Origin of the sequence: Micromonospora sp. NPDC047740 (assembly GCF_043204735.1) — a bacterium.
GTDB lineage: Bacteria > Actinomycetota > Actinomycetes > Mycobacteriales > Micromonosporaceae > Micromonospora.
In genome coordinates this window covers 1-20,189 of sequence record NZ_JBIDCT010000021.1, presented here as the reverse complement: position 1 = coordinate 20,189, position 20,189 = coordinate 1, and the positions used below count along the sequence as shown (strand labels likewise).

The following is a 20,189-nucleotide window of genomic DNA, read 5'->3' as shown; positions in this document are numbered from 1 at the left end:
GGCCGCCCTACGGGCCGGGAGCGCTCCCAGCATAGGTCAGGCGCGACCGGCCACGTGCCGAGGGCGGACCGCGCGGGTGTGGGCCCCCGGTCGGGCGGCCGGGAGTTCGGTGGGCGGGATGTCGCTCGGGGCGGCGAGCCGCGAGGGTGGGGTGGAGAGCGAGGGAGGCCGGCCGGGCAGCGCCTCGCGCCTGTCCCGTCGGCCTCTTTTCCCGTCGACAACGAAGGTTTAGTGTGGGGACGGGGGAGGGCAACCCCCGTCCCCACCTGTGATGCACACACGCACGAGTGGAATTGGCGTCCGGTCGTGCGTGTCGCGCGGGAGCCGGGCCACGCGAGTGGCTCTGGTTCCACCTCCCTCCGATGTGTCGGCGGGCGATGGCTGACGGCGGCGTCCGGGCTGGCCCGTCGTCAGCCTCCTGGGTCGAGGCGCCGGGCAGGAACGGTCCCGGCCATCCAACACTTGGATCTCCGTCGATGGAAGCGCTCCCATCGACGATGCTTGCGACTGTAACGCCCGTCACGGGTTTGTGAAAGCCCCTGAACGAGATCGAAACATCGGGCTGGACAAATCTCGTCGGCATTGTGGTGGGAGCGCTTCCATGGCAGACTCTCAGTCGCGACGTGGAGCCAGCTCGCGCGAGCGTGGGCCGCCGAGGGCAGCCGGGGTACGCCCGGCACGGCGCCCCGATCCCGGCACCGCCGGGTCGACCACCTTCCCGGGCGCCTCCGTCCCCCGCGCACGTCCGCCGCGTGGAGGCGCCTCGCCGGAGCCGTACGGTTCCGGCCTGGTCCGAGGAGACACCGCGCACATGAGACTCATGGCCAGACGTCGCCGCACGGCGATGTTCGCCGCCACCGCCCTCGCCATCGGCGGGGTGGCCCTACCGGCCGGCACCGCCCAGGCCGCCCCCGCCTGCGACGTCGTCTACACCGTGAACGACTGGGGCGGCGGCTTCACCGCCAACCTCGACGTCAAGAACCTGGGCGACCCGATCAACGACTGGACGCTCAAGTTCACCTTCCCGAACAGCACCCAGCGGGTGACCCAGGGCTGGTCGGCCCGGTGGAGCCAGACCGGCAGCGAGGTCACCGCGACCAACGAGACGTGGAACGGCAGCCTCGGCACCGGCGCCACCGCCAACATCGGCTTCAACGGCTCCTACACCGGCGCCAACCCGAAGCCCACCGGGTTCACCCTCAACGGCGTGGCCTGCAACGGCACCCCCGCCAACCAGCCACCCACGGTCTCGCTCGACGTGCCGGCCGGGCCCTTCACGGCGCCGGCGACCGTGCCGCTGACCGCCACCGCCAGCGACCCGGACGGGACGATCAGCAAGGTCGAGTTCTACCGCAACGGCCTGCTGGTCAACACCGACACCACCGCCCCGTACGCGTACACGCTGGACAGCCTGCCGGCCGGCAGCTACACGGTGCAGGCCAAGGCGTACGACAACCTGGGCGCCAGCGCGGTGGCGGAGAAGTCCTTCACGGTCAACCCCGCCACGGGGCCGGCCCTGGTGGCCACCCCGGCCACGCTGAGCGTGAACGAGGGCGGCACCGCCACGGTCAACCTGAAGCTGAGCGCCGCACCGAGCGGCAACGTGCCGGTGACGCTGACCCGCGGCGGTGACCCCGACATCACCGTCTCGCCGAGCACGGTGACGCTGACGCCGGCCAACTGGAACACCGGCGTCACCGTCACGGTCGCGGCGGCGGAGGACGCCGACACCGTCAGCGGCACCGCGACCATCACCGCCTCGGCCACCGGCCACACCCCCGTGACGATCACCGTCACCGAGGTCGACAACGACGTGCCGGGCGGGGACAACGCCTACATCAAGAAGTTCCTCGACCAGTACGGAAAGATCAAGAACTCGGGCTACTTCAGCCCGGAGGGCGTGCCGTACCACTCGATCGAGACGCTGATCGTCGAGGCACCCGACCACGGCCACGAGACCACCTCGGAGGCGTTCAGCTTCTGGCTCTGGCTCGAGGCGCAGTACGGCCGGGTCACCCAGAACTGGACGCCGTTCAACAGCGCCTGGACCGTGATGGAAAAATACATAATTCCGAATCATTCAGATCAGCCGACGGCCGGCGCCCCGGGCACCCCGCAGTACGCGGCCGAGTACAACCAACCCAGCCAGTACCCGTCGCAGCTGCAGCCGAACGTGCCGGTCGGCCAGGACCCGCTCCGCTCCGAACTGCAGTCCACCTATGGCACCGGCGACATCTACGGCATGCACTGGCTGCTCGACGTCGACAACACCTACGGCTACGGCCGCTGCGGCGACGGCACCACCCGCCCGGCGTACATCAACACCTTCCAGCGCGGCCCGCAGGAGTCGGTGTGGGAGACCGTGCCGCAGCCGACCTGCGACACGTTCAAGCACGGCGGCCCGAACGGCTACCTGGACCTGTTCATCAAGGAAGCCAACGCCCCGGCCAAGCAGTGGAAGTACACCAACGCCCCGGACGCCGACGCCCGCGCCGTACAGGCCGCCTACTGGGCGCTGACCTGGGCCAAGGCGCAGGGCAAGCAGGCCGACGTCGCAGCGACCGTGGCCAAGGCCGCCAAGATGGGCGACTACCTGCGGTACTCCCTGTTCGACAAGTACTTCAAGAAGATCGGCAACTGCGTCGGCCCGACCACCTGCCCCGCCGGCACCGGCCGCGACTCGGCGCACTACCTGCTCTCCTGGTACTACGCCTGGGGCGGCGCGTACGACACCAGCCAGAACTGGTCCTGGCGCATCGGCTCCAGCCACAACCACTTCGGCTACCAGAACCCGCTCGCGGCCTGGGCCCTGACCAACGTGCCGGAGCTCAAGCCCCAGTCGCCGACTGCGGTCGCCGACTGGCAGAAGAGCTTCGACCGGCAGCTGGAGTTCTACACCTGGCTCCAGTCGGCCGAGGGCGGCATCGCCGGCGGCGCCACCAACAGCTGGGACGGCAGCTACTCCCAGCCGCCGGCCGGCACGCCCACCTTCTACGGCATGTTCTACGACGTCGCCCCGGTCTACCGGGACCCGCCGTCCAACCAGTGGTTCGGCATGCAGGCGTGGTCCATGCAGCGCATCGCCGAGCTGTACCTGCAGACCGGCAACACCAAGGCCAAGGCGCTGCTGGACAAGTGGGTCCCCTGGGCCATCGCCAACACCACCCTGGGCACCAACTGGTCGATCCCGTCCGACCTGCAGTGGACCGGCCAGCCCAACACCTGGAACCCGACCAACCCGCTGCCGAACACCAACCTGCACGTCACGGTGACCAAGGGCGGCCAGGACGTCGGCGTCGCCGCCGCCTACGCCCGGACCCTGATCGCCTACGCGGCCAAGTCCGGCAACACCGCCGCCAAGAACACCGCCAAGGGTCTGCTCGACGCACTGTCCGCCGCCGCCGACGCCAAGGGCGTCTCCCGCCCCGAGACGCGGGAGGACTACAACCGCTTCGACGACGTCTACAACGCCAGCAACGGCCAGGGCCTCTACATCCCGCCGGGCTGGACCGGCAAGATGCCCAACGGCGACGCCATCGCCGCGGGCAAGAGCTTCCTGGACATCCGCTCGTTCTACAAGAACGACCCGGACTGGCCGAAGGTCGACGCGTACCTCAAGGGCGGACCCGCGCCCACGTTCAACTACCACCGGTTCTGGGCCCAGGCGGACGTCGCCATGGCGTACGCCGACTACGGCACCTACTTCCCCGCGGGATGAGGTGACGGCGCCGCCACGGGTGGCCCGGCCCACCCGTGGCGGCGGTCGACCGGGCCCGGAAGGAATCACCTCGCCCGGCCGGCGGACGGCCTGACACCCCACGGTCAGGACAGGTGGGCCGGCCGTCCGGCCGACGCAGCGGACGGACCGGCCCACCACCACGCCCAAAGACGAACTTGCCGCGAAAACGCCCGAGAAAATCCAGCCGTCACGGGATCACACGACGGCCCCGGACGGAGTAACGTACATCACCAGAGAGGCCGCTCCCCCCGTGGCGGCCTCTCTCTTATTGCTCCCGCCCGCCGTCCCCATCGGACGGCATGACCGGGTGCCGCAGCCCCGGATGACCGGGCGGCAGCGAACGCCGGATCACCAGCCAGCTCACCGCCAACGCCGCCGCGACCAGCGGCCAGGTCAACGCCACCCGGGCCACCACCAGCGCGACCACCTGGCCGCCGAGCCACAACGGCACGAAGACCACCAGCCGCAGCAGATAGGTGGCCACCCACACCCAGCTAGCCCGGCCATACGCCCGCAGCAGCGCCGGATCGCGACGCCAGCGGACGCGCTGCCCGAGCGCCGCGCCCACCACCACCCCGAGCAGCGGCCAACGCACCACGACGCTGACCATCCAGGCCAGCGCGCTGGCCGCGTTGGACACCAACTGCACCAGGAAGAAGTCGCTGGCCCGCCCGGTGCGCAGGGCGATCAGCGCGGCCACGCAGACGGCGAGCAGCCCGATCAACACCGACCGCGGACGGTCCCCGCGCCGCAGCCGCCAGCCGGCCACCGCCGCCCCGCCCACCAGCGCCGCCAGCACACCGCCCCACAGCCCGGCGGCCAGCCAGCCCACCGCGAACGCCACCGGCGGCAGGGTCGCGTCGAGCGCTCCCCGCCGACCACCGAGCAGGTCCGCCAGGGACTCCGGCCGCTCGCGGGCCGGCCGCTCCCGCTCCGGCGTGCTGGTCACCCGCCACCTCCTCCGATCGATCCTCAACATAACCAGAGGCGCGACGGCCACCCAACGAGCGCCGGATGCGGCCGGCCGTTAAGTTGTGCGGGTGCGCACGACGGCGAGGGGCGGGACGGCGGTCTGGTTGGTCGTACTGGCCCTGGCACACGCCGCCGCGTTCCTGGTGGTGTGGCGCGTCGCCGTGCACACCTTGTCGGGCCAGTGGATCGACACGGTCGCGTTGACCGGCAACCAAATCGGCCAGAGCCGCATCGACGGCCCGGTGGACCGGATCCTCAACGCCATGTCGGTGGTGTCCCTGCTGGCCGCGACCGCGGTGATCGGCTTCATCGCGCTGATCCGCGGCCGCAAGGCCCTCGCCGTCACCGCCACCCTGCTGATCGCCGGCGCCAACCTCAGCACCCAACTGCTCAAGCACAGCCTGACCCGCCCCGACTTCGGCATCGACCCGGCGCGGGCAGCCGTCGGCAACAGCCTGCCCAGCGGCCACACCACGGTGGCCGCCTCGGTGGCCGTCGCGCTGATCCTGGTGCTGCCGCCGAAGGTGCGGGCGGTGGGCGCGTTCCTCGGCGCCGGCTACGCCGCCGCCGCCGGAGTGGCCACCCTCTCCGCCGGCTGGCACCGACCCAGCGACGCCGTCGCCGCATATCTCCTGGTCGGGATCTGGGCGGCGATCGCCGGCCTGCTGCTCCTCGTCTTCCAGCGGGAACGGGCGAAGATCTCCCCGGCCGACGCACACCCGAAGGCCGCCGCCGTGCTCGGCCTGGGCGGCGCGCTCGCGCTCGTTGCGTCCGCGCTGGCCCTGCTCTGGCTGGCCCGACTCTCCGACACCCCCGCCGACGAACTCGCCCGCCGGCCCCTCTTCATCGGGTACGCGGGCAGCGCGGCCGGCATCGCGGGGACGATCGCGGTGGTGGCCGCGCTGGTCCTCGCGCTGGTGCACCGTCTGGTGCCCCGCCACAAGGGTTGATCAGCGGTAGTAGGTGCCGACCATGGTGCCGCTGGCGATCTCCTTGTCGGTCAGCGCCCGCTGCACGTCGGTGACCTGGGGCGTCTCCGGCAGCTCCAGCGGCCGCTCGAGGGCGTAGAGCCGGAAGAAGTACCGGTGCGGGTCCTCGTGCGCCGGCGGGTGCGGGCCGCCCCACCCGGTGCTGCCGAAGTCGTTGGGCCACTCCTGGCCGCCCAGCGGCACGCCGCCCTCGGCGACCCCATCGGATCGGGGCGAGATCCCGGTCACCAGCCAGTGCAGGAAAGGAGTCTTCCCGGCGTCCGGGTCCTCGACGTACAGCACGAGCTCGCAGGCCGCGTCGGGGACCTGGGACCACTCCAGGGGTGGCGAGACGTTTCCGCCCTCGCGGGAGAAGCGTCCCGGTAGCAGGTCGTGGTCGTTGAAGGCGGTGCTCCGCAGCATGATGCCGGCCATCTTTCCGCGCCTCCTCCTCGTCGTCCCGCCGCGCGTACCCGGCGGGTGGGCGACGAAACGGCGGGTGGCAGGCTGACCGGGCAGGGCCAGGCAGCCGACGGGGAGGGCGCATGGAGACCGTACGAGTGGCGTTCCGGGACGAGTGCGGGCGGCTGGAGGGGGTGATGCGGGGCCTGACCGAGGCGGACCTGGAGCGGCCCACGCCGTGCCCGCCCTGGGCGGTCCGCGACCTGCTGGCACACGTGTCGACCGGTGCGGGACGCCTCGTTGACATGCTCGCCGCCCCGGCACCGGAGCGGGCGGAGGTGGACGCCGCCGGCTACTTCGGGGCCGCCAAGTTCACCCCGGAGGTGGACGGCGCCCGGATCGACAGTGCCCGACGGGAGGCGCGCCAGCTGGCCGGCGTACCCGAGGTGGCGGACGGCTTCGCGCGGGCCTGGCGGGCGGTCGACGCGGCGGTCGCCGCGCAGCCGCCGGGGCGGCTGGTCCGCACCCGGCACGGCGACGCGATGACGCTCACCGAGTTCCTGCGTACCCGGGTGGTGGAGGTCGGGGTGCACGGCCTGGACCTGGCCGACGCGCTGGACCGGCGGCCCTGGCTGACCGCGACGGCGGCGCAGGTGGTGGCGGACCTGCTGACCGGCGGCCGGCCGGTGCCGGACGGGCTCGGCTGGGACCCGCTGACCCTGGTCCGCAAGGCCACCGGCCGGGCACCGCTCACCGACCGGGAGCGGACCCTGGTCGACCGGTCCGGGTTCCGCTGGCTCTCCTTCGGCGGCTGACTTTCGGCAAGGCCGACGCCGGGCGCCGACAGGCGGCAGCGCTCGCCTGACGGCCGGCGGCGCTGGCCGGCGGGTCAGCGGGCGGCCGGGGTGATACGCCGCAGGTGGTCCAGGACGATCGGATCGATCCGGCCGGGAACGAGGCGCTCCTCAAGGTTCTCCACCCCAGCCCAGGAGGCGAGCGCGTCGTCCAGGCCGGCCGGGCCGACCGGGTGGCCGGCGGCAGCCAGGCGCGCGGCCACCTCGTCGGCGAGCGGGCCGGCGAGGTCCCGCAGAGTGGCCGGATCGGGCTTGCCGAAGAGCATCGTGTGCGTGTCGAGCAGGCGGCCCAGCTCGGTGACCGGGTCCGGGTGGTCGTCCACCCGCAGGTCGACCAGCTCGTCGCCGGTGCCGGCGTAGCCGCCACGGTGCTGCACCACCAGCAGGCCGGCGCTCTGCCGGCCGCGCCGGTCACCGCCCGCCCGGTCACCGGCGTGCAGCGCGGCCAGCAGCCGCCGGGGGAAGGGCAGCTCGGCCCCGCCCAGCCACGCGTCCCGGATCGCGTCGATGACCTGCGGCCCGGCCAGGATGTTTCCCTGTGCCGCCCAGCCGTCCCCGGCCTGGCCGCCGGACCACGGGTGGCACCGCGGCCCGGTCCAGGTGGCCCCGTCGCCGGTCGTCCCGACGACGCCGAGCTGCCGGTCGTCCCGGCCAGGATCGGCGGCGACCAGGCCGGCCACCACGTCCGCCGGGGCCACGCCGGTGCGCAGCAGCGCCAGCCCCTGCGACCGGTAGGCCAGGTTGACGTGCGCCTGGGTGGCCACGGCGCCCACCTCGGCCTCGGCGGCCGGGACCAGCGCACCAGCGGCGAGGAACTTGCTGGCCACGGCCACGCCGTGCAGGCGCCCGTCGGCGGAGCGCGCCACGATCGAGAAGGTCACGCGCGGATGGTAGCGCCGGCGGCCGGTTCGGACGATCCCGCGAGGGCCCCGGGGCGATCGTTCAGAACGGCGGCTTGGCCGCCTCCGGCGGTTTGCCCCGCGCCCGCAGGGCGTCGGCCACCGCGACCGCGATCAGCACGACGGCGGCCACGACCGAGGCGATCAGCGGCGGGTAGCGCAGGAGCAGCGGCACCGAGGCGAGCAGGACCAGCATCGCGATCCACCGGGACGGCGAGACGCGGCCGAAAACCTCGTACTCGAACCGGGCGCGACCGGCCAGAAAAACTGCCGGGCCGAGGATGATCAACACGACCCAGGCCGCCTCGGTCCGGTGAAGGGGATGCTCGATGGTCAGCTGGTAACCGATGGCGATGGCGGCGGTGCCGACCAGCATGACCCCGTGGGTGTCGGCCGCGGACCGGCCGATCGTCGCGGGATGCTTCGCCTTGAGGACCGCCTCGCCGAGGATCTGTCCGGCCCGCTGGAAGTAGATCCGCCAGAGCAGGATCGAGGTGAGCAGCGCGAGGGCGAAGGCGATAGTGGGGTTGGCGCTGAACGGACGCGCGCTGTAGGAGAAGCCGGCGACGAGGATCGTCTCACCGAGCGCGACCAGGAAGAACTGACGGTAGCGCTCGGCCAGGTGCTCCCCGGCGATGTCCCACCGGGAGACGGCGGACCGTCCCAGTCCGGGCACCGGCCAGCCCGTTCGGCCTGCCAGGTACTCGATGCCCAATGCCACCGCCCACAGCACCACCCGAGGGTTGGTCGGCACGAACGCCCCAACCAGCCAGAGCACGCCGGTCGTGCAGTACGTGATCAGCATCCGCACCTTGAGCCGCTGGTTCTGATGGTGACCGAGGGTGATCAGCAGGATCAGCGGTCGGGAGACCTGCGTGACCACGTACGCGACCGCGAACGCCAGGCCGGACACCTTGAAGGCGCGGGGGATGGCCACGCCCATGACCATGCTGCCCACCAGGGCGATGACCACGACGAGTTGCAACCCGGATCGGTACGGGTCGTACCGGCTGGTGGTCCAGGCGGTGCCCTGCCACACCGTGTACAGCGCCAACAGCAGCAGCAGGGTCTTGCCGCCGCCGGTGATCGGCGTGAACCCCGTGGTCCCGCCCAGCTCCAAGGCCAGATCCTCGAAGGAACGAGCGGTGATGCGGGTGAGCGCGAAGACGAACACCAGGTCGAAGAAGAGCTCCAGGAACGTGGCGCGGGTCGACACCGCCGCAGCGCCCGTGCGCTCTTCGCGTTCGACCTGCCCACCGGTCTCGTCACCGGTCGTCATGGTCGGCAGTTCCCGCCGTAGCTCCAGGCCACCTGGCAGTCGTAACACGCGCCTCCGGCGCTCCGGCCGGTATCGCCTGGATTGCCGCCACCGGGCGGTACCGGCTCGCCGGCACGCCGCGGTCCACTCGCCCGGGTGGCAGGGACGCCGGTCGGAGGCGGCATCCCCCTCAGAACGGTGGGGCGGCCTCCTCGGGTGGGCGCCCCCGAGCCCGGCGGGCGTCGGCCACCGCCACCCCGAACAGCACCACGGCGGCAGCCACCCCGGACGCCAGGGTCACCACGTGCAGCAGCAGCGGCGCCGACGCCAGGAGAACCAGAATGGCCACCCAGCGCGACGGCGACACACGGCCGAAGACCTCGTACTCGAAGCGGGCCCGACCGGCCAGGAAGAGCGCCGGGCCCCCGAGGGTCATCGCAACCCACACGCTGTGGCTGTGCCCCGCCGGATGGTCGGCGACCAGCTCGAAGCCGATCGCGGTGGCGACCACGCCGATCACCATCACCAGATGGGTGTCGGCCGCCGACCGGCCGATGGTGGCGGGATGCGCCGCCTTCGTCACCGCCTCGGCCAGGATCTGCCCGGCCCGCTGCACGTAGATCCGCCACAGCAGCACCGACGTGACGAGCGCTGTGGCGAAGGCGGCAGCCCGGTACAGGCCGGGGGGCCGCTCGCTGAATTCCAGGCCGGCGACGAGGATCGACTCGGCGAGCGCGACCAGGAACAACTGCTGGTACCGCTCGGCCAGGTGCTCCCCGGCGATGTCCCAGCGGGAGATGGCAGAGCGGCCCATCATGGGCACCGGCCAGCCGGTCCGCATCGCCAAACCCTCCAGGGCGAGGGCGGTCGCCCAGAGCGCCACCCGCGGCACGGTGGGCAGGAACGCCCCGGTCAACCAGAGCACGCCGGTCACCCCGAACGTGATCAGCATGCGTTGTTTCACCCGGCGGTACGGGTGCCCGCCCAGCGCCGCCAGCAGGATCACCGGCCGGCTCACCTGCGTCACCACGTACGCGACGGCGAAGGCGAGCCCGGCCTGGGTGAACGCCCGGGGGATCGCCACCCCCATCACCATGCTGCCCACCAGGGCGATGATCACGATCGCCTGGATCGAGGTGTGGTACGCGTCGTACTGGCTGGTCGTCCATGCGGTGCCCTGCCAGATCGCCCAGAGCGCGAGGCCCAGCAGCAGGGTCTTGCCGCTGTCGGTGACCGCCCGCCACACGATTCCGTGTCCCGGTGCCACCGCCAGGTCCTCGAAGGCGCGGGTCCCGATTCGGGCGAGCGCGAAGACGAACACCAGGTCGAAGAAGAGTTCGAGGAAGGTCGCCCGTTTCGCGGCGTCCTCGCTTTGCAGCCGACCCGGCGGTTCGGCGGCCGTCATGGTCGCCTCCCCCCGTCGGTCCAGCCCATCTGGCAGTCGTAACACTCTTTCCGGTTCTGTTGGCGTCTATCGTGCTTTTCGATCGGGTCGGGACCGGTCCGGATCTTGCTCAGGGGGACGGCGAGCGGGCACGATCGACCAGTGACGATCAGATGGGGCATGACGGTTCCGCTGAGCGGCATCCCGCTCGCCGACCACGCCCCGGTCTACGCGGCCCTCGACCGGGCCGGCTTCACCGACGTCTGGTCGTCGGAGGTGGCCGGGGCCGACGCGTTCACGCCGCTGGCGCTCGCCGCCGCGTGGCAACCCCGGCTGCGCCTCGGCACGGCGATCGCCCCGGTCTTCACCCGAGGGCCCGGGCTGCTCGCGATGAGCGCCGCCGCGCTCGCCGAGGCCGCCCCCGGCCGGTTCGCCCTCGGCATCGGCGCGTCCTCGCCGGTGCTCGTCCGTGACTGGAACGCCGGCCGGTTCGAGGAGCCGTACCAGCGGACCAGGGACATGCTGCGCTTCCTGCGCGCCGCGCTGCGGGGGGAGACGGTCGACGGGGCGTACGACACGTTCACCGTCCGCCGGTTCACCCTGGAACGCCCTCCGGCCGTGCCGCCGCCGGTGCTGGTGGCCGCGCTGCGTCCTGGCATGCTGCGGCTCGCCGCCGCCGAGGCCGATGGAGTGGTCCTCAACTGGCTGGCCGCCGCCGACGTGCCGACCGCCCTCGCCGAGCTGGGCGAGCGCCGGCCCGGCTTCGAGGTCGTCGCCCGGATCTTCGTCTGCCCGACCGAGGACGCGACGCACGCCCGGGCGCTGGGCCGCCGCCTGGTCGCCGGCTACCTCACCGTCCCCGCGTACGCGGCCTTCCACCGCTGGCTGGGCCGGGATCCGCTGCTCGGGCCGATGTGGGCGGCGTGGGCGGCCGGCGACCGGCGGGGCGCCGCCGCGGCCGTGCCGGACGAGGTGGTCGACGCGCTGGTGCTGCACGGCTCACCCGAGGACTGCGTCGCGCAGGTCCGCCGGTACGCCGAGCAGGGGGTGGACGTGCCGGTGCTGGCGCTGCTGCCCACCCCGGAGTTGGCCGCCGGTGGCGCGGCGGCGCTGGCTGCGCTGATCCCCCGGCTCGGCACGGAGGTGACCTGAGATGAACCTGACCGATCGGGTGGCCGTGATCACCGGTGGCGCGGGTGGCATCGGCGCGGCGCTCGGCCGCCGGTTCGCCGCCGAGGGCGCCGCCGTCGTTGTCCTCGCCGACCTGGACGCCGATGCGGCCCGCACGGTCGCCGAGGGGATCGGACCCGTCGCGCACGCCGTCGGGCTGGACGTCACCGACGAGGCGCAGGTCCACGCGCTGGTTGACGAGACCGAGCAGCGGTACGGGCGGATCGACGTGTTCTGTGCCAACGCCGGCGTGGCCACCGGCGGGGGAGTGGACGCACCCGACTCGGACTGGGAGCGGGCCTGGCAGGTCAACGTCATGGCCCACGTGCACACCGCCCGGGCGGTGCTGCCCGCGATGCTCCGCCGCGGTCAGGGGTACCTGTTGTTCACCTGCTCGGCGGCGGGGGTGCTGACCGCGGTCGGCGACGCCCCGTACACCGCGACGAAGCACGCGGCGGTCGGTTTCGCGGAGTGGCTGTCGGTCACCTACCGGGACGCCGGCATCCGGGTCAGCGCGCTCTGCCCGCAGGGTGTGGACACGCCGATGCTCGCCGACGGTTTGGCCGCCGGGCACCTGGGTGCCCGGGTGATCGCCGCTTCCGGGGCGGTGCTCAGCCCCGACGAGGTCGCCGAGGCCACCATCGCCGGGCTGGCCGAGGAGCGGTTTCTGATCCTCCCGCATCCGGAGGTCGCCACGTACGCCCGCCGGCGGGCCGAGGACCCGGACGGCTGGCAGGCCGGCCTGCGCAAACTGGTCCGCAAGCTGCGTGCCTGATCACCCTCGGCGTCCGCTGCCCGGGCCGGCGGGCGCGCCGGTCAGAGATGTTCGGGCGGGACGTGCCCCGGCGGAGCCGTGTCCGCCCAGGATCCACCGGGCCGCGGCGCGTGCGCGGGTCAGACCGATGCCGACCCGCCGGTGTCGCTCGGCGGGCCGCCGGAGTAATTGGCCCAGTTGAATCCCGGCCGGGCGCTCTCGGTGTCAGAGAGGCCGGGCCCGGCGCGACGCGCGCTGCGCCGAAGCCCATCCGCCGCCTTACGGGCGGCGGCGAGTTTCTCCTCCCGGGTCAGCTCGCGGCGGTTACGGGTACGCACGCGCCACCGCCAGCCGGCGGTGACCAGGAGAGCAGTGGCGAGGGTGGCGAGGATCGCCCAGACAGGTGCGGGCATGCCCTGACGGTAGGACGGCGGGCAAGGCGTCAGCGGCGCCAGCGCAGTGGGCCCGGATGCACCGTCCACAGCAGCGGCCGCCACCACGGGCGGGCCGCGCGCAGCGCCGAGACGTAGCCGCCGGCCAGCGTCGCCGCCCGGTCCGCCTGGGAGGGCGTCGCCGTGCTCGGGGCGAACGCCACCTGGTTGAGCAGTCCGGCCAGCTCGTCGGCCTCGCCGCCGGGCAGGTCGCTGCCCGGCTACCGGGTTCGTGTCCCGGCCGGCACGCTGCCGGGGCTGGAACTCGGGTGGCTACCGGCCGGACCTGACGCCACCGGCCCTGCGGCGGGGAATCCCGCATCCGACCGCCTCTGCTCGGCCGGTTCGCTCGCCCCGCTCTGCGCGGCCCGGGCCTCGGCCAGGGTGCGGCGGGCCTGCGCGGCCACCTCGGCCGCCGCCAGGTCGTCGCCGGCCGGGTGACCGGCCAGCCGCAGCGCGTCGGTCAGCTCGCGAGGGACGCGGCGGCGCATGCGCCACCGCCACCCAGCGATGGCCAGGAGGACGGCGGCGAGGGCGGTGGTGGCCGCCCAGACAGGCGGGTGCATGTCGTCAGTGTTGCTTGGCTGAGCAAGGTGATCGGCATTCCGCGTTCCGGTGGGTTGCGCCCGGTCCGCCTGGACGCCTGGATTGCCGGCGAGCCGGCCGGATCGGGTGCGGTACGAGGTCATCCGGCCTGCTGGCGGGCTTCTCGGTCCGGTTCGGCTGGCGCGGTTGCTGTACTCCACTGCTGTACTGCTGGCGTCGATCGCTCGCCCCGTCTGGTCCAGCCGAGGAAGCGGCAGTGCAACACGCCGGCCGGCGTCCAGGGCATGTCCTCGGCGGCCTGGACGAGATAGCTCCCGAGGTAGAGGGCCAACGACACCGGAGCATCGGCGTACTCCGCCCGCAGCTCCCGCTTCCGTGTTGGGCAGGGCCAGGGCAGGTCGCAGCCTCCGCAGCTCCAGATCGGCATGACCGGGCCGTGGGTGGTCACCGCACACCGCCCAGGAACCGGGCGGTGATGGTCCGAGCCTGCCGGTTGGTCGCCCAATCCACCTGCCAGCACGGGTACGGAGTCAGCCGTGACCACCAGGCGCGGCAGCCGACGCACATGCCGCCGAGCCCGCGAACGTGTACGGCCAGGATCATGTGCTCCTGGTCGTCTTTCACGACGTCTCCTCTCCTGGCCAGTGGCCACGATTGATCGGGATTCGGTGTCGGGCGCGGCAGGGCGGCTCGGCGCCGCAGCGGCAGATCCGCCGCCATTTTTGCCAGCACCAGACCGGCCGGTGTCGGCGGGCAAGGGTGAGGGCGGTCGCGAGCAGGTACTCCTCGTACGAGACGTGCCGTCTGCCCGGAGTCGTCCGGCCGAACTCGCCGGCCGCCATTCGGCTCACCGGTGCTCTGCCGGCAGGTCCTGCGCCGGCTCGCGGTTGCCCTGGGATCGCCGTAGCTGTGCTGCGTGGTCGAGTAACCGCTGTCGCGCCGCCGCGTGCTCGGCGTCCTGATGCCGCTGCCCTGTTCCCGGCGGTGGTGGTGGCTTGTGCTGCCGGAGCAGCCACCGCACCAACAGGTACAGGTGACATCGGATCGTCACGAGCCTGCCCCTTCATCGAGAGTCGGGAAGGCGAACCCGACCGGGGCGTCAGAGCCGTAGACGGCCTCCAGCCCCATCACGCCCTGCGGGTCATCGGAATCGAAGTCCATGCCCGAGACGGTCCGCCGATATGGGATGCGGCGGCCATGTCGACTGGTCATGTCACGGCGACATGAGGAGGCTCGACCTGCCAGTACACCGACCGTAGGCTCCAGGCTGAGCGCCATGGGTAGTCGCCTGACAACGCTGGGAGTCGTTGTGCTGCTCGATCCTCTTTGGATACCCGACGACCTCTGGTCGCGCGAGGACATGCACGAGGTTTTGGCCGCCCGCGATATCGGTGCACTGTTCCGGCTGCTCGCTCGGCATGCGGGCGCGAGCCAAACTCGCATCGGAGCGGCTGTCGGCCTGGAGCAGGGCTACGTCAGCCGGATCATCGCCGGCCGACGGGTGACCTCAATCGACGTGCTGGAGCGGATCGCCAACGGCTGCGGCATGCCTGACGAAGCCAGGATGACGCTGGGCCTGGCGCCTCGCCAGCGGGCATATCGCCCGGACATGGCGGATCACCCCCGCAGCCGGCACAGTGATGTGCCGGCCAACCGATCCTGGCGCGATGACGTCCGGGCCGCCGCGCAGCTATGGGAAGGCGACGTGAACCGTCGAGACATGCTTCGACAGACAGTGTTCAGCTCCACCGCATACACCCTGCCCGCCCTGCGCTGGTTCACCACCACCATGTCGCAACCCGTCGAGCAGGAGGGCCGCCGAACAGTCGGTCAACCCGACATCGACACCATCCGCCAAATGACCGCCACCTATCGGCGACTGGACAACCAATACGGCGGCGGACATGCCCGCAACAACGTCACCCGCTTTCTTCACCACGAGGTCGCGCCCTTGGTGACCGAGGGCCGCTACGACCCGGCGACTGGCCGCAAACTGCTCGCCGCCGTTGCCGAGCTGACCCAGCTCGCCGGGTGGCAGGCGTACGACATGGCCGAACACGGCCTCGCCCAGCGCTACCTCACCCACGCCCTCGACCTCGCTCGAACGGCCGACGACGCCGGCCTGGGTGCCGAGATCCTCGCCGCGATGAGCCACCAGGCCACCTACCTCGGGCACACCGCCACCGGCGTCGACCTCGCCCGCGCCGCCCGGCAGACGGCACACCGCGCCGGCCTCACCGTGCTGACTGCCGAAGCACTCGTGATGGAAGCTCACGCCCACGCTGTCGCCCTCCACGAACGCGACTGCGCCACCGCGCTGCACCAAGCAGAGCAAGCCCTCGATCGAGCCGACCGCAGCAGTGACCCCCAGTGGCTCGGCTACTTCGACGAGGCGTACCTGTCAGCCAAGTTCGGCCACTGTTTCAACGCACTCGGTCAACACCTCCGAGCCGAACGCTTCGCCGCTCGCTCCCTACAGATGGACGAACGCTACGTACGCGGCAAAGCCTTCAACCTCGCCCTCCTGGCCACCGTCCACGCCCGCCATGGCGAGCTGGACCGCGCCAGCGCCATCGGCGGGCAAGCCCTCACCCTGACCACGCAACTAAGGTCGGCTCGTGCCGTCCGCTACCTGCGCGATCTGCAAGCCCATCTGACGCCCCACCGCCGTCGGCCAGCAGTACGGCACTTCATCACCCGGGTTGACGCCGCGCTCAGCCAACGTCGCTGACTACAGCTCACCCCGTGCCCTGCGCGCCACCAGCTCCAACACCGCGATCACCGTACCGGCACCCACGATCTCACCCTGGGAGACGAGATGCCGCGCCTCCTCCAGCGGAATCCAGGCCACCCGCTCGGTCTCGTTGGCGTCCACCGGAACGCCGGTGTGCTCCGCGTTCCGGGCAAGGAACAGCAGGTTCTCCGCGTCCGCGGTCGCCACCCATGGCTGAAACGACAGCAACGGCTCGACCGCGCCCGGACGCCACCCGGTCTCCTCCTCGACCTCTCGGACCGCACACTTCGCCGGATCCTCGCCCTCATCGACGTAGCCGCCCGGCAGCTCCCACACCCATCGGTCGAACACGAACCGGTGCCTCCGCATCAGCAACAGACGCTCCTGGCCGTCGAGCACGGCGACCATCGCCGACCGGGGCGCACGGATCACGTATTGCTCGAAGCGGACCCCATCCGGCAACTCCACATCCGCGATGCTCAACCGCGACCGCCGGCTGCCGTCTACAACCCGCTCACCATGAATCGTCCACCGCGTCGACCCGCTAACCTGCTCCTCCGTCACCCGGCCAGTATCCGACCAGCGGCACAGAGCCGCTGCCGCCCGGCGTCCCGACGACTCGGCTCGATCCGGAACGAACCCCGTCGGGGGGATGCGGACTTAACCTGTCGCCTGCTGTCGGCCGGTGGCGATCCTCGTTCACGAGCAGGTGCCGGCCGTCGTCGCTTCGCGTTCGGGACTGGCCCGCATCGAGGCTCGCGCTGCCTTTCTGCTGCCTCACAGCGGTTGACAGTCCTTGTCGGCGTCGCTTGTGCCCGCGTTGTGCCTGGTGATCTTGTCGAGGTCCGCGGTGACGATCGCATTGAGCCGGTGGGCGGCCAGCTGGACAACGTCGCACCAGGGAGCCAAGCCATTCCGCGTACTGTCTGACAGGTGAACTGGCGCTCGCCGAGACCGGCCGTCATAGCGGCAGGGCTCGGTGCTGCCTTCGTCCTCTCTGCCACCGTCTCGCTCGCCGTGCCGATCCTGAACCGGAGCAGTGATGGTGGCAGCACCGCGGCAGAATCCGCCGCCGCCCCCCGGTTCATCACTTGTTTCCAGCCTCCGCAACCGACCGGAGTGGTGCCCGATCCATGCTGGGACCTCGCCGTCGCAGCTGGCCGGAGCACGCCGAGCCACACGGCGCGGGAGGCCGCCCGACTCGCCGCCGTTGAGCTCCGAACGGAGTTGTCGGCCGTGAAGGATCGACAGCCCCCGGTCTGCATGACGACTGCGGCCGGCGGTCCCGGGCCATGTAGGCGCGCCAACATCGACACCGGCGAGCTGCGGACTGCATTGAACCGCGTGGGTCTGGTCGACCACGTCGTACGGCCCGCGCGGTCGAACGAGATCACCGAGGGCAAGGGGCTCGTGTTCGCCGCGCGGGTTGAAGGTGCCTGCGTGCTCGGCTACGTGCTTCCTTCGGGCGAGGCGGCCGGCGTAGCTGGAACGCTGCCCGATGGCACCTGCTTGTCCGTCTGACCAGCCCGCAACCCGATGGGCCGCAAGCGCCAGGTAGCGGGTGCAGTTGGTGGGACCTGCCGCTGCCTCCACTGCCGCACACGGTTTAGGAAGGGAGTGGCGCTCGCCGGTCGACCTGGCCCCCTACCAGGACATACGACCAACCCTCTGCCCCTGACGGGCTTGATCATTCCGCGCATGTTCCGGATCTTGCTGATGTCCGGCCGTGTCGCTACTTGCTGTTCGTTTGGCCGAGTTTTCGCTGTGCGCGGTCGCGGATCGCTGCATCGTGCGATTCGAGCCCGACGGCGAGAAGCCTGGCGCGAATCTCCGGAGGCAGCTGGTCCAGCTCGCGCCTCCGCCGCTTTCGTGAGTGCCAGCTTGTGAGGTGAGATAGCGCCCCCACGAAGTGCCCGTCGGCGGCTGTCGGCGATGACAGCGCCTGCGCGATGGTGGCGAGGGGCAGCCTGGCAAGCATTTGATCTGGCACCTCCTCGTAGGAGGGGTAACCGGAGATCCGACCGGTGCCAGCACCGCGCCAGGCAAGCAGTACCAGAGTCCGTTCGAGGGCCTCGGGGTAGGCAGCCTGTAGCTGCTCGCAGAGAGAGCCAACTTGGTCATCGCTGGTGTGACTGCCGGAACGAGACGTCTCGACCAGCGCGTCAACCACCGAGGAAGGCAGCGGGGCAGCAGCCCGCCAGCTATCCTCGGCCCGCCTTGATCTGGCCTCGGCAGCCACGAGTTCGCTGTTCTGAGCACGGAACCGGTCAAGCGGAGATTGACAGCCCCGTCCGGCGAGCCAGTACAGGAGGGCGGTTCCATCGACGAGCTCGCCGTCGCCGGTGAACCCATCCCAGCGCAGCGTCACCGCGTGGTGATAACTGACCGCAGCCACGAGCTGACCCGTGTCGTCTAGGAAGTCAACGGCATACTCACCCAGGCACATGCAGAAGCCGTCCAAGACGCTCCCGACCCTCAGCGCGAAGCGCAACTGCGCCAGCGCCGCTGGATCGGACGTGGCGGCAAGAACGCCACCGAACCTCTCGCGTACGACCACCTCCGAGGCCGCGGCCATCAGCGCATCCAAGTCCCGCAGAGTCCTGCCCACCGTCACCCGTCCATCATTCCGGCAGCCGGCCGGTGTCCTCTCGCCGGACCCAGACATCTCGCTTACAAGTTCTGGGCGCTTCGTCCACGGGTGTTCGGGCACGTCCACGACCTCGGGCGACTGTCCGCCGGAGGCCAGCCCTGGTCGCCTTCGTCTTGGCCCGTTGCTGTCGCCGCTGCTGTCAGCTGCTACTCATGCCGGTTGCGCTGCACTGGTTTGATCACGTCTCGCCACAGTCCTCGCATCAGGGCTCGATGACGGTTGGTCCCGCCGCGCGGCATCAACCGATCGACCCGCAGCTTGATCATGCCCGCCCAGCAGAGACACACGCCGACGGTGACCGCCAGTGCCGCCATGGCGAACAATGTCATCGTCACCGGCAGGGAGCGAACGAGCGCCGACACGAGGACCAGCAGACCGAAGATCAACCCGACGGCAAGGGATCGGTATCCCCAGACCACGATGCGGTAGCCGCCGCTGCCTTGGATCCGCGCAACGGCCTCGTCGAGTCCCGTCGCCGCCACTGCCACCGTCCTCATCCTGGGGCGCTCAGTGTGCACCGGACCCAATATCCGGCGTACAGGTCGACTCGTCCGTCGCCCACCAGGTCAGCCGCTGTCACATGGCGGCTGGCCTGCTGTTTCTCCGGGTACTGCTGGTCGTCGTCGGTCGTAATTGGTCGGCCTTTGACGGCCCGGTTGCGGCCCAGACGGCCCAGCGACGGCCCCGAAGCGCCCCAGAGCCCATACTGTTCGAATGTCGTCGCTCATATGCCCCGAGTGCGGCAATCCGATCGATCCCGACGGACCCGCAGTAAGCCAGGACCGTAGACCCGGCAGCGGCTCCGAGTGGAGCCCGGCTCGGTGGGTGCCGTACGTATATGACCTTCGGACCAACCCACTCCGGCTCGTCCACGCAGAATGCTTCGGGCGTAGCGCCGGCATCAAAGCCCTGGTCGAGGTGATGCATCGCCAGGACGAGATCTACTACCGCGATCGCGCGAGGCTCTGGGAGCTAGAACGGCGGCAGCGGGACGAGACTTAAAGTCTCCCGATGCTCCTACGACCGTCAGCAGCACTTGACCCCCAGGCAACCAACACGGGACGTTGACCTGCGGCTACGAATCCGCTGAGCTGCCAGGACGATCCCCCAGTGTCCGTGGCAGTCCGCCGGTGTCCGTCCCGATCGTCACCCAAATAGTCACCCAACCGTGCTGGGGAGACTACGAGCGGACCGGAGGGGATTTGAACCCCCGGTGGGGCATGGCACGCCAGCGGCCCCACGCGCCTTCGAGCCGCCGCGCGTGCACGGCATCCGGCATCTCAGCGCTGCAATAACCTGCCTCTGCCACCGGTCCACCAACAGTCTGCCCTGACACTGTCAGACCCGAAAATCCAACGGTGAGTGGGCAGGCGGCAGCCCCCGGCGCAGCGCAGCGGAGCCGGGTTTGGGTGGGTGGGGTCAGGCGGC

The 20,189-nt window shown here is 71.3% G+C and carries 18 protein-coding genes, 1 tRNA gene and 2 pseudogenes; 7 read left to right on the top strand and 14 right to left on the bottom strand.

Annotated features, from left to right (window positions below):
- Nucleotides 1-820: 820 nt before the first annotated feature.
- A complete protein-coding gene (locus ACGF4F_RS30555) occupies nucleotides 821-3,718 on the top strand; it encodes a glycoside hydrolase family 48 protein (RefSeq protein WP_393082857.1) in 2,898 nt (965 codons plus the stop codon).
- A gap of 286 nt (nucleotides 3,719-4,004) precedes the next feature.
- Here the strand turns inward: ACGF4F_RS30555 and ACGF4F_RS30550 are convergent, their stop codons facing one another.
- Nucleotides 4,005-4,688, bottom strand: coding sequence for a DUF3159 domain-containing protein (locus ACGF4F_RS30550; RefSeq protein WP_393082697.1), 684 nt, complete (start codon nucleotides 4,686-4,688; stop codon nucleotides 4,005-4,007).
- A gap of 85 nt (nucleotides 4,689-4,773) precedes the next feature.
- On the opposite strand from ACGF4F_RS30550, the gene ACGF4F_RS30545 reads away from it, so the two are divergent.
- Nucleotides 4,774-5,661 carry a phosphatase PAP2 family protein gene (locus ACGF4F_RS30545; RefSeq protein WP_393082694.1) on the top strand — a complete coding sequence of 296 codons (888 nt, stop codon included), beginning with the start codon at nucleotides 4,774-4,776 and terminating at the stop codon, nucleotides 5,659-5,661.
- On the opposite strand, the gene ACGF4F_RS30540 is transcribed toward ACGF4F_RS30545, so the two are convergent.
- On the bottom strand, nucleotides 5,662-6,114 hold the full coding sequence (locus ACGF4F_RS30540) for a YbhB/YbcL family Raf kinase inhibitor-like protein (RefSeq protein ID WP_393082691.1): 453 nt from the start codon (nucleotides 6,112-6,114) through the stop codon (nucleotides 5,662-5,664).
- Nucleotides 6,115-6,224: 110 nt separating this feature from the next.
- On the opposite strand from ACGF4F_RS30540, the gene ACGF4F_RS30535 reads away from it, so the two are divergent.
- Nucleotides 6,225-6,896: a maleylpyruvate isomerase N-terminal domain-containing protein gene (locus ACGF4F_RS30535; protein ID WP_393082688.1), complete on the top strand. Its 672-nt coding sequence runs from the start codon at nucleotides 6,225-6,227 to the stop codon at nucleotides 6,894-6,896.
- A gap of 74 nt (nucleotides 6,897-6,970) precedes the next feature.
- On the opposite strand, the gene ACGF4F_RS30530 is transcribed toward ACGF4F_RS30535, so the two are convergent.
- The 3 genes from ACGF4F_RS30530 to ACGF4F_RS30520 form a co-directional block, all read right to left on the bottom strand.
- Nucleotides 6,971-7,816, bottom strand: coding sequence for a DUF1028 domain-containing protein (locus ACGF4F_RS30530; RefSeq protein ID WP_393082685.1), 846 nt, complete (start codon nucleotides 7,814-7,816; stop codon nucleotides 6,971-6,973).
- A gap of 61 nt (nucleotides 7,817-7,877) precedes the next feature.
- Nucleotides 7,878-9,113: a low temperature requirement protein A gene (locus ACGF4F_RS30525; RefSeq protein ID WP_393082682.1), complete on the bottom strand. Its 1,236-nt coding sequence runs from the start codon at nucleotides 9,111-9,113 to the stop codon at nucleotides 7,878-7,880.
- 169 nt (nucleotides 9,114-9,282) lie between these two features.
- On the bottom strand, nucleotides 9,283-10,497 hold the full coding sequence (locus tag ACGF4F_RS30520; RefSeq protein WP_393082679.1) for a low temperature requirement protein A: 1,215 nt from the start codon (nucleotides 10,495-10,497) through the stop codon (nucleotides 9,283-9,285).
- Between the two features lie 159 nt (nucleotides 10,498-10,656).
- Here ACGF4F_RS30520 and ACGF4F_RS30515 point away from each other — a divergent pair, with 159 nt between their 5' ends.
- Nucleotides 10,657-11,628 (top strand): LLM class F420-dependent oxidoreductase, encoded by a 972-nt coding sequence (locus ACGF4F_RS30515; RefSeq protein ID WP_073833784.1) that lies wholly within the window; start codon nucleotides 10,657-10,659, stop codon nucleotides 11,626-11,628.
- Between the two features lies 1 nt (nucleotide 11,629).
- On the top strand, nucleotides 11,630-12,421 hold the full coding sequence (locus ACGF4F_RS30510) for an SDR family oxidoreductase (RefSeq protein WP_393082676.1): 792 nt from the start codon (nucleotides 11,630-11,632) through the stop codon (nucleotides 12,419-12,421).
- Nucleotides 12,422-12,540: 119 nt separating this feature from the next.
- On the opposite strand, the gene ACGF4F_RS30505 is transcribed toward ACGF4F_RS30510, so the two are convergent.
- The 4 genes and pseudogenes from ACGF4F_RS30505 to ACGF4F_RS30490 form a co-directional block, all read right to left on the bottom strand.
- Complete coding sequence (locus tag ACGF4F_RS30505) at nucleotides 12,541-12,813, bottom strand: hypothetical protein (RefSeq protein ID WP_393082673.1); 273 nt, start codon at nucleotides 12,811-12,813, stop codon at nucleotides 12,541-12,543.
- A 29-nt stretch (nucleotides 12,814-12,842) separates the two neighbouring features.
- Nucleotides 12,843-13,359: pseudogene (locus tag ACGF4F_RS30500) on the bottom strand (hypothetical protein); the annotation flags it as partial.
- A gap of 157 nt (nucleotides 13,360-13,516) precedes the next feature.
- Entirely contained in the window at nucleotides 13,517-13,825 is a 309-nt protein-coding gene (locus ACGF4F_RS30495) for a hypothetical protein (protein ID WP_393082670.1), read from the bottom strand.
- Nucleotides 13,822-14,151: pseudogene (locus ACGF4F_RS30490) on the bottom strand (hypothetical protein); the annotation flags it as partial. The gene ACGF4F_RS30495 and the pseudogene ACGF4F_RS30490, both read right to left, overlap by 4 nt.
- Before the next feature lie 535 nt (nucleotides 14,152-14,686).
- On the opposite strand from ACGF4F_RS30490, the gene ACGF4F_RS30485 reads away from it, so the two are divergent.
- Nucleotides 14,687-16,108 carry a helix-turn-helix domain-containing protein gene (locus ACGF4F_RS30485; RefSeq protein WP_393082854.1) on the top strand — a complete coding sequence of 474 codons (1,422 nt, stop codon included), beginning with the start codon at nucleotides 14,687-14,689 and terminating at the stop codon, nucleotides 16,106-16,108.
- Here the strand turns inward: ACGF4F_RS30485 and ACGF4F_RS30480 are convergent, their stop codons facing one another.
- Nucleotides 16,109-16,675 (bottom strand): NUDIX hydrolase, encoded by a 567-nt coding sequence (locus tag ACGF4F_RS30480; protein ID WP_393082667.1) that lies wholly within the window; start codon nucleotides 16,673-16,675, stop codon nucleotides 16,109-16,111. It lies immediately after the preceding gene.
- 213 nt (nucleotides 16,676-16,888) lie between these two features.
- Complete coding sequence (locus ACGF4F_RS30475; protein WP_393082664.1) at nucleotides 16,889-17,020, bottom strand: hypothetical protein; 132 nt, start codon at nucleotides 17,018-17,020, stop codon at nucleotides 16,889-16,891.
- A gap of 24 nt (nucleotides 17,021-17,044) precedes the next feature.
- Between ACGF4F_RS30475 and ACGF4F_RS30470 the strand changes: the two genes are divergently transcribed.
- On the top strand, nucleotides 17,045-17,632 hold the full coding sequence (locus ACGF4F_RS30470; RefSeq protein ID WP_393082661.1) for a hypothetical protein: 588 nt from the start codon (nucleotides 17,045-17,047) through the stop codon (nucleotides 17,630-17,632).
- Nucleotides 17,633-17,843: 211 nt separating this feature from the next.
- On the opposite strand, the gene ACGF4F_RS30465 is transcribed toward ACGF4F_RS30470, so the two are convergent.
- The 3 genes from ACGF4F_RS30465 to ACGF4F_RS30455 all read right to left on the bottom strand — a co-directional run bounded on the left by ACGF4F_RS30465 (nucleotide 17,844) and on the right by ACGF4F_RS30455 (nucleotide 20,076).
- Nucleotides 17,844-18,725, bottom strand: a complete 882-nt coding sequence (locus tag ACGF4F_RS30465; RefSeq protein ID WP_393082658.1) for a hypothetical protein — start codon at nucleotides 18,723-18,725, stop codon at nucleotides 17,844-17,846.
- A gap of 182 nt (nucleotides 18,726-18,907) precedes the next feature.
- Nucleotides 18,908-19,249 carry a hypothetical protein gene (locus ACGF4F_RS30460; RefSeq protein WP_393082655.1) on the bottom strand — a complete coding sequence of 114 codons (342 nt, stop codon included), beginning with the start codon at nucleotides 19,247-19,249 and terminating at the stop codon, nucleotides 18,908-18,910.
- Between the two features lie 699 nt (nucleotides 19,250-19,948).
- A tRNA-OTHER gene (locus tag ACGF4F_RS30455) sits at nucleotides 19,949-20,076 on the bottom strand.
- Nucleotides 20,077-20,189: the final 113 nt, after the last annotated feature.

What these genes read in the sequence shown, in the direction of transcription:
- ACGF4F_RS30555 (WP_393082857.1), top strand. Translation starts at nt 821, where the DNA reads ATGGCCAGACGTCGCCGCACGGCGATGTTCGCCGCCACCGCCCTCGCC.
- ACGF4F_RS30540 (WP_393082691.1), bottom strand. Translation starts at nt 6,114, where the DNA reads ATGGCCGGCATCATGCTGCGGAGCACCGCCTTCAACGACCACGACCTG.
- ACGF4F_RS30535 (WP_393082688.1), top strand. Translation starts at nt 6,225, where the DNA reads ATGGAGACCGTACGAGTGGCGTTCCGGGACGAGTGCGGGCGGCTGGAG.
- ACGF4F_RS30525 (WP_393082682.1), bottom strand. Translation starts at nt 9,113, where the DNA reads ATGACGACCGGTGACGAGACCGGTGGGCAGGTCGAACGCGAAGAGCGC.
- ACGF4F_RS30520 (WP_393082679.1), bottom strand. Translation starts at nt 10,497, where the DNA reads ATGACGGCCGCCGAACCGCCGGGTCGGCTGCAAAGCGAGGACGCCGCG.
- ACGF4F_RS30515 (WP_073833784.1), top strand. Translation starts at nt 10,657, where the DNA reads ATGACGGTTCCGCTGAGCGGCATCCCGCTCGCCGACCACGCCCCGGTC.
- ACGF4F_RS30510 (WP_393082676.1), top strand. Translation starts at nt 11,630, where the DNA reads ATGAACCTGACCGATCGGGTGGCCGTGATCACCGGTGGCGCGGGTGGC.
- ACGF4F_RS30505 (WP_393082673.1), bottom strand. Translation starts at nt 12,813, where the DNA reads ATGCCCGCACCTGTCTGGGCGATCCTCGCCACCCTCGCCACTGCTCTC.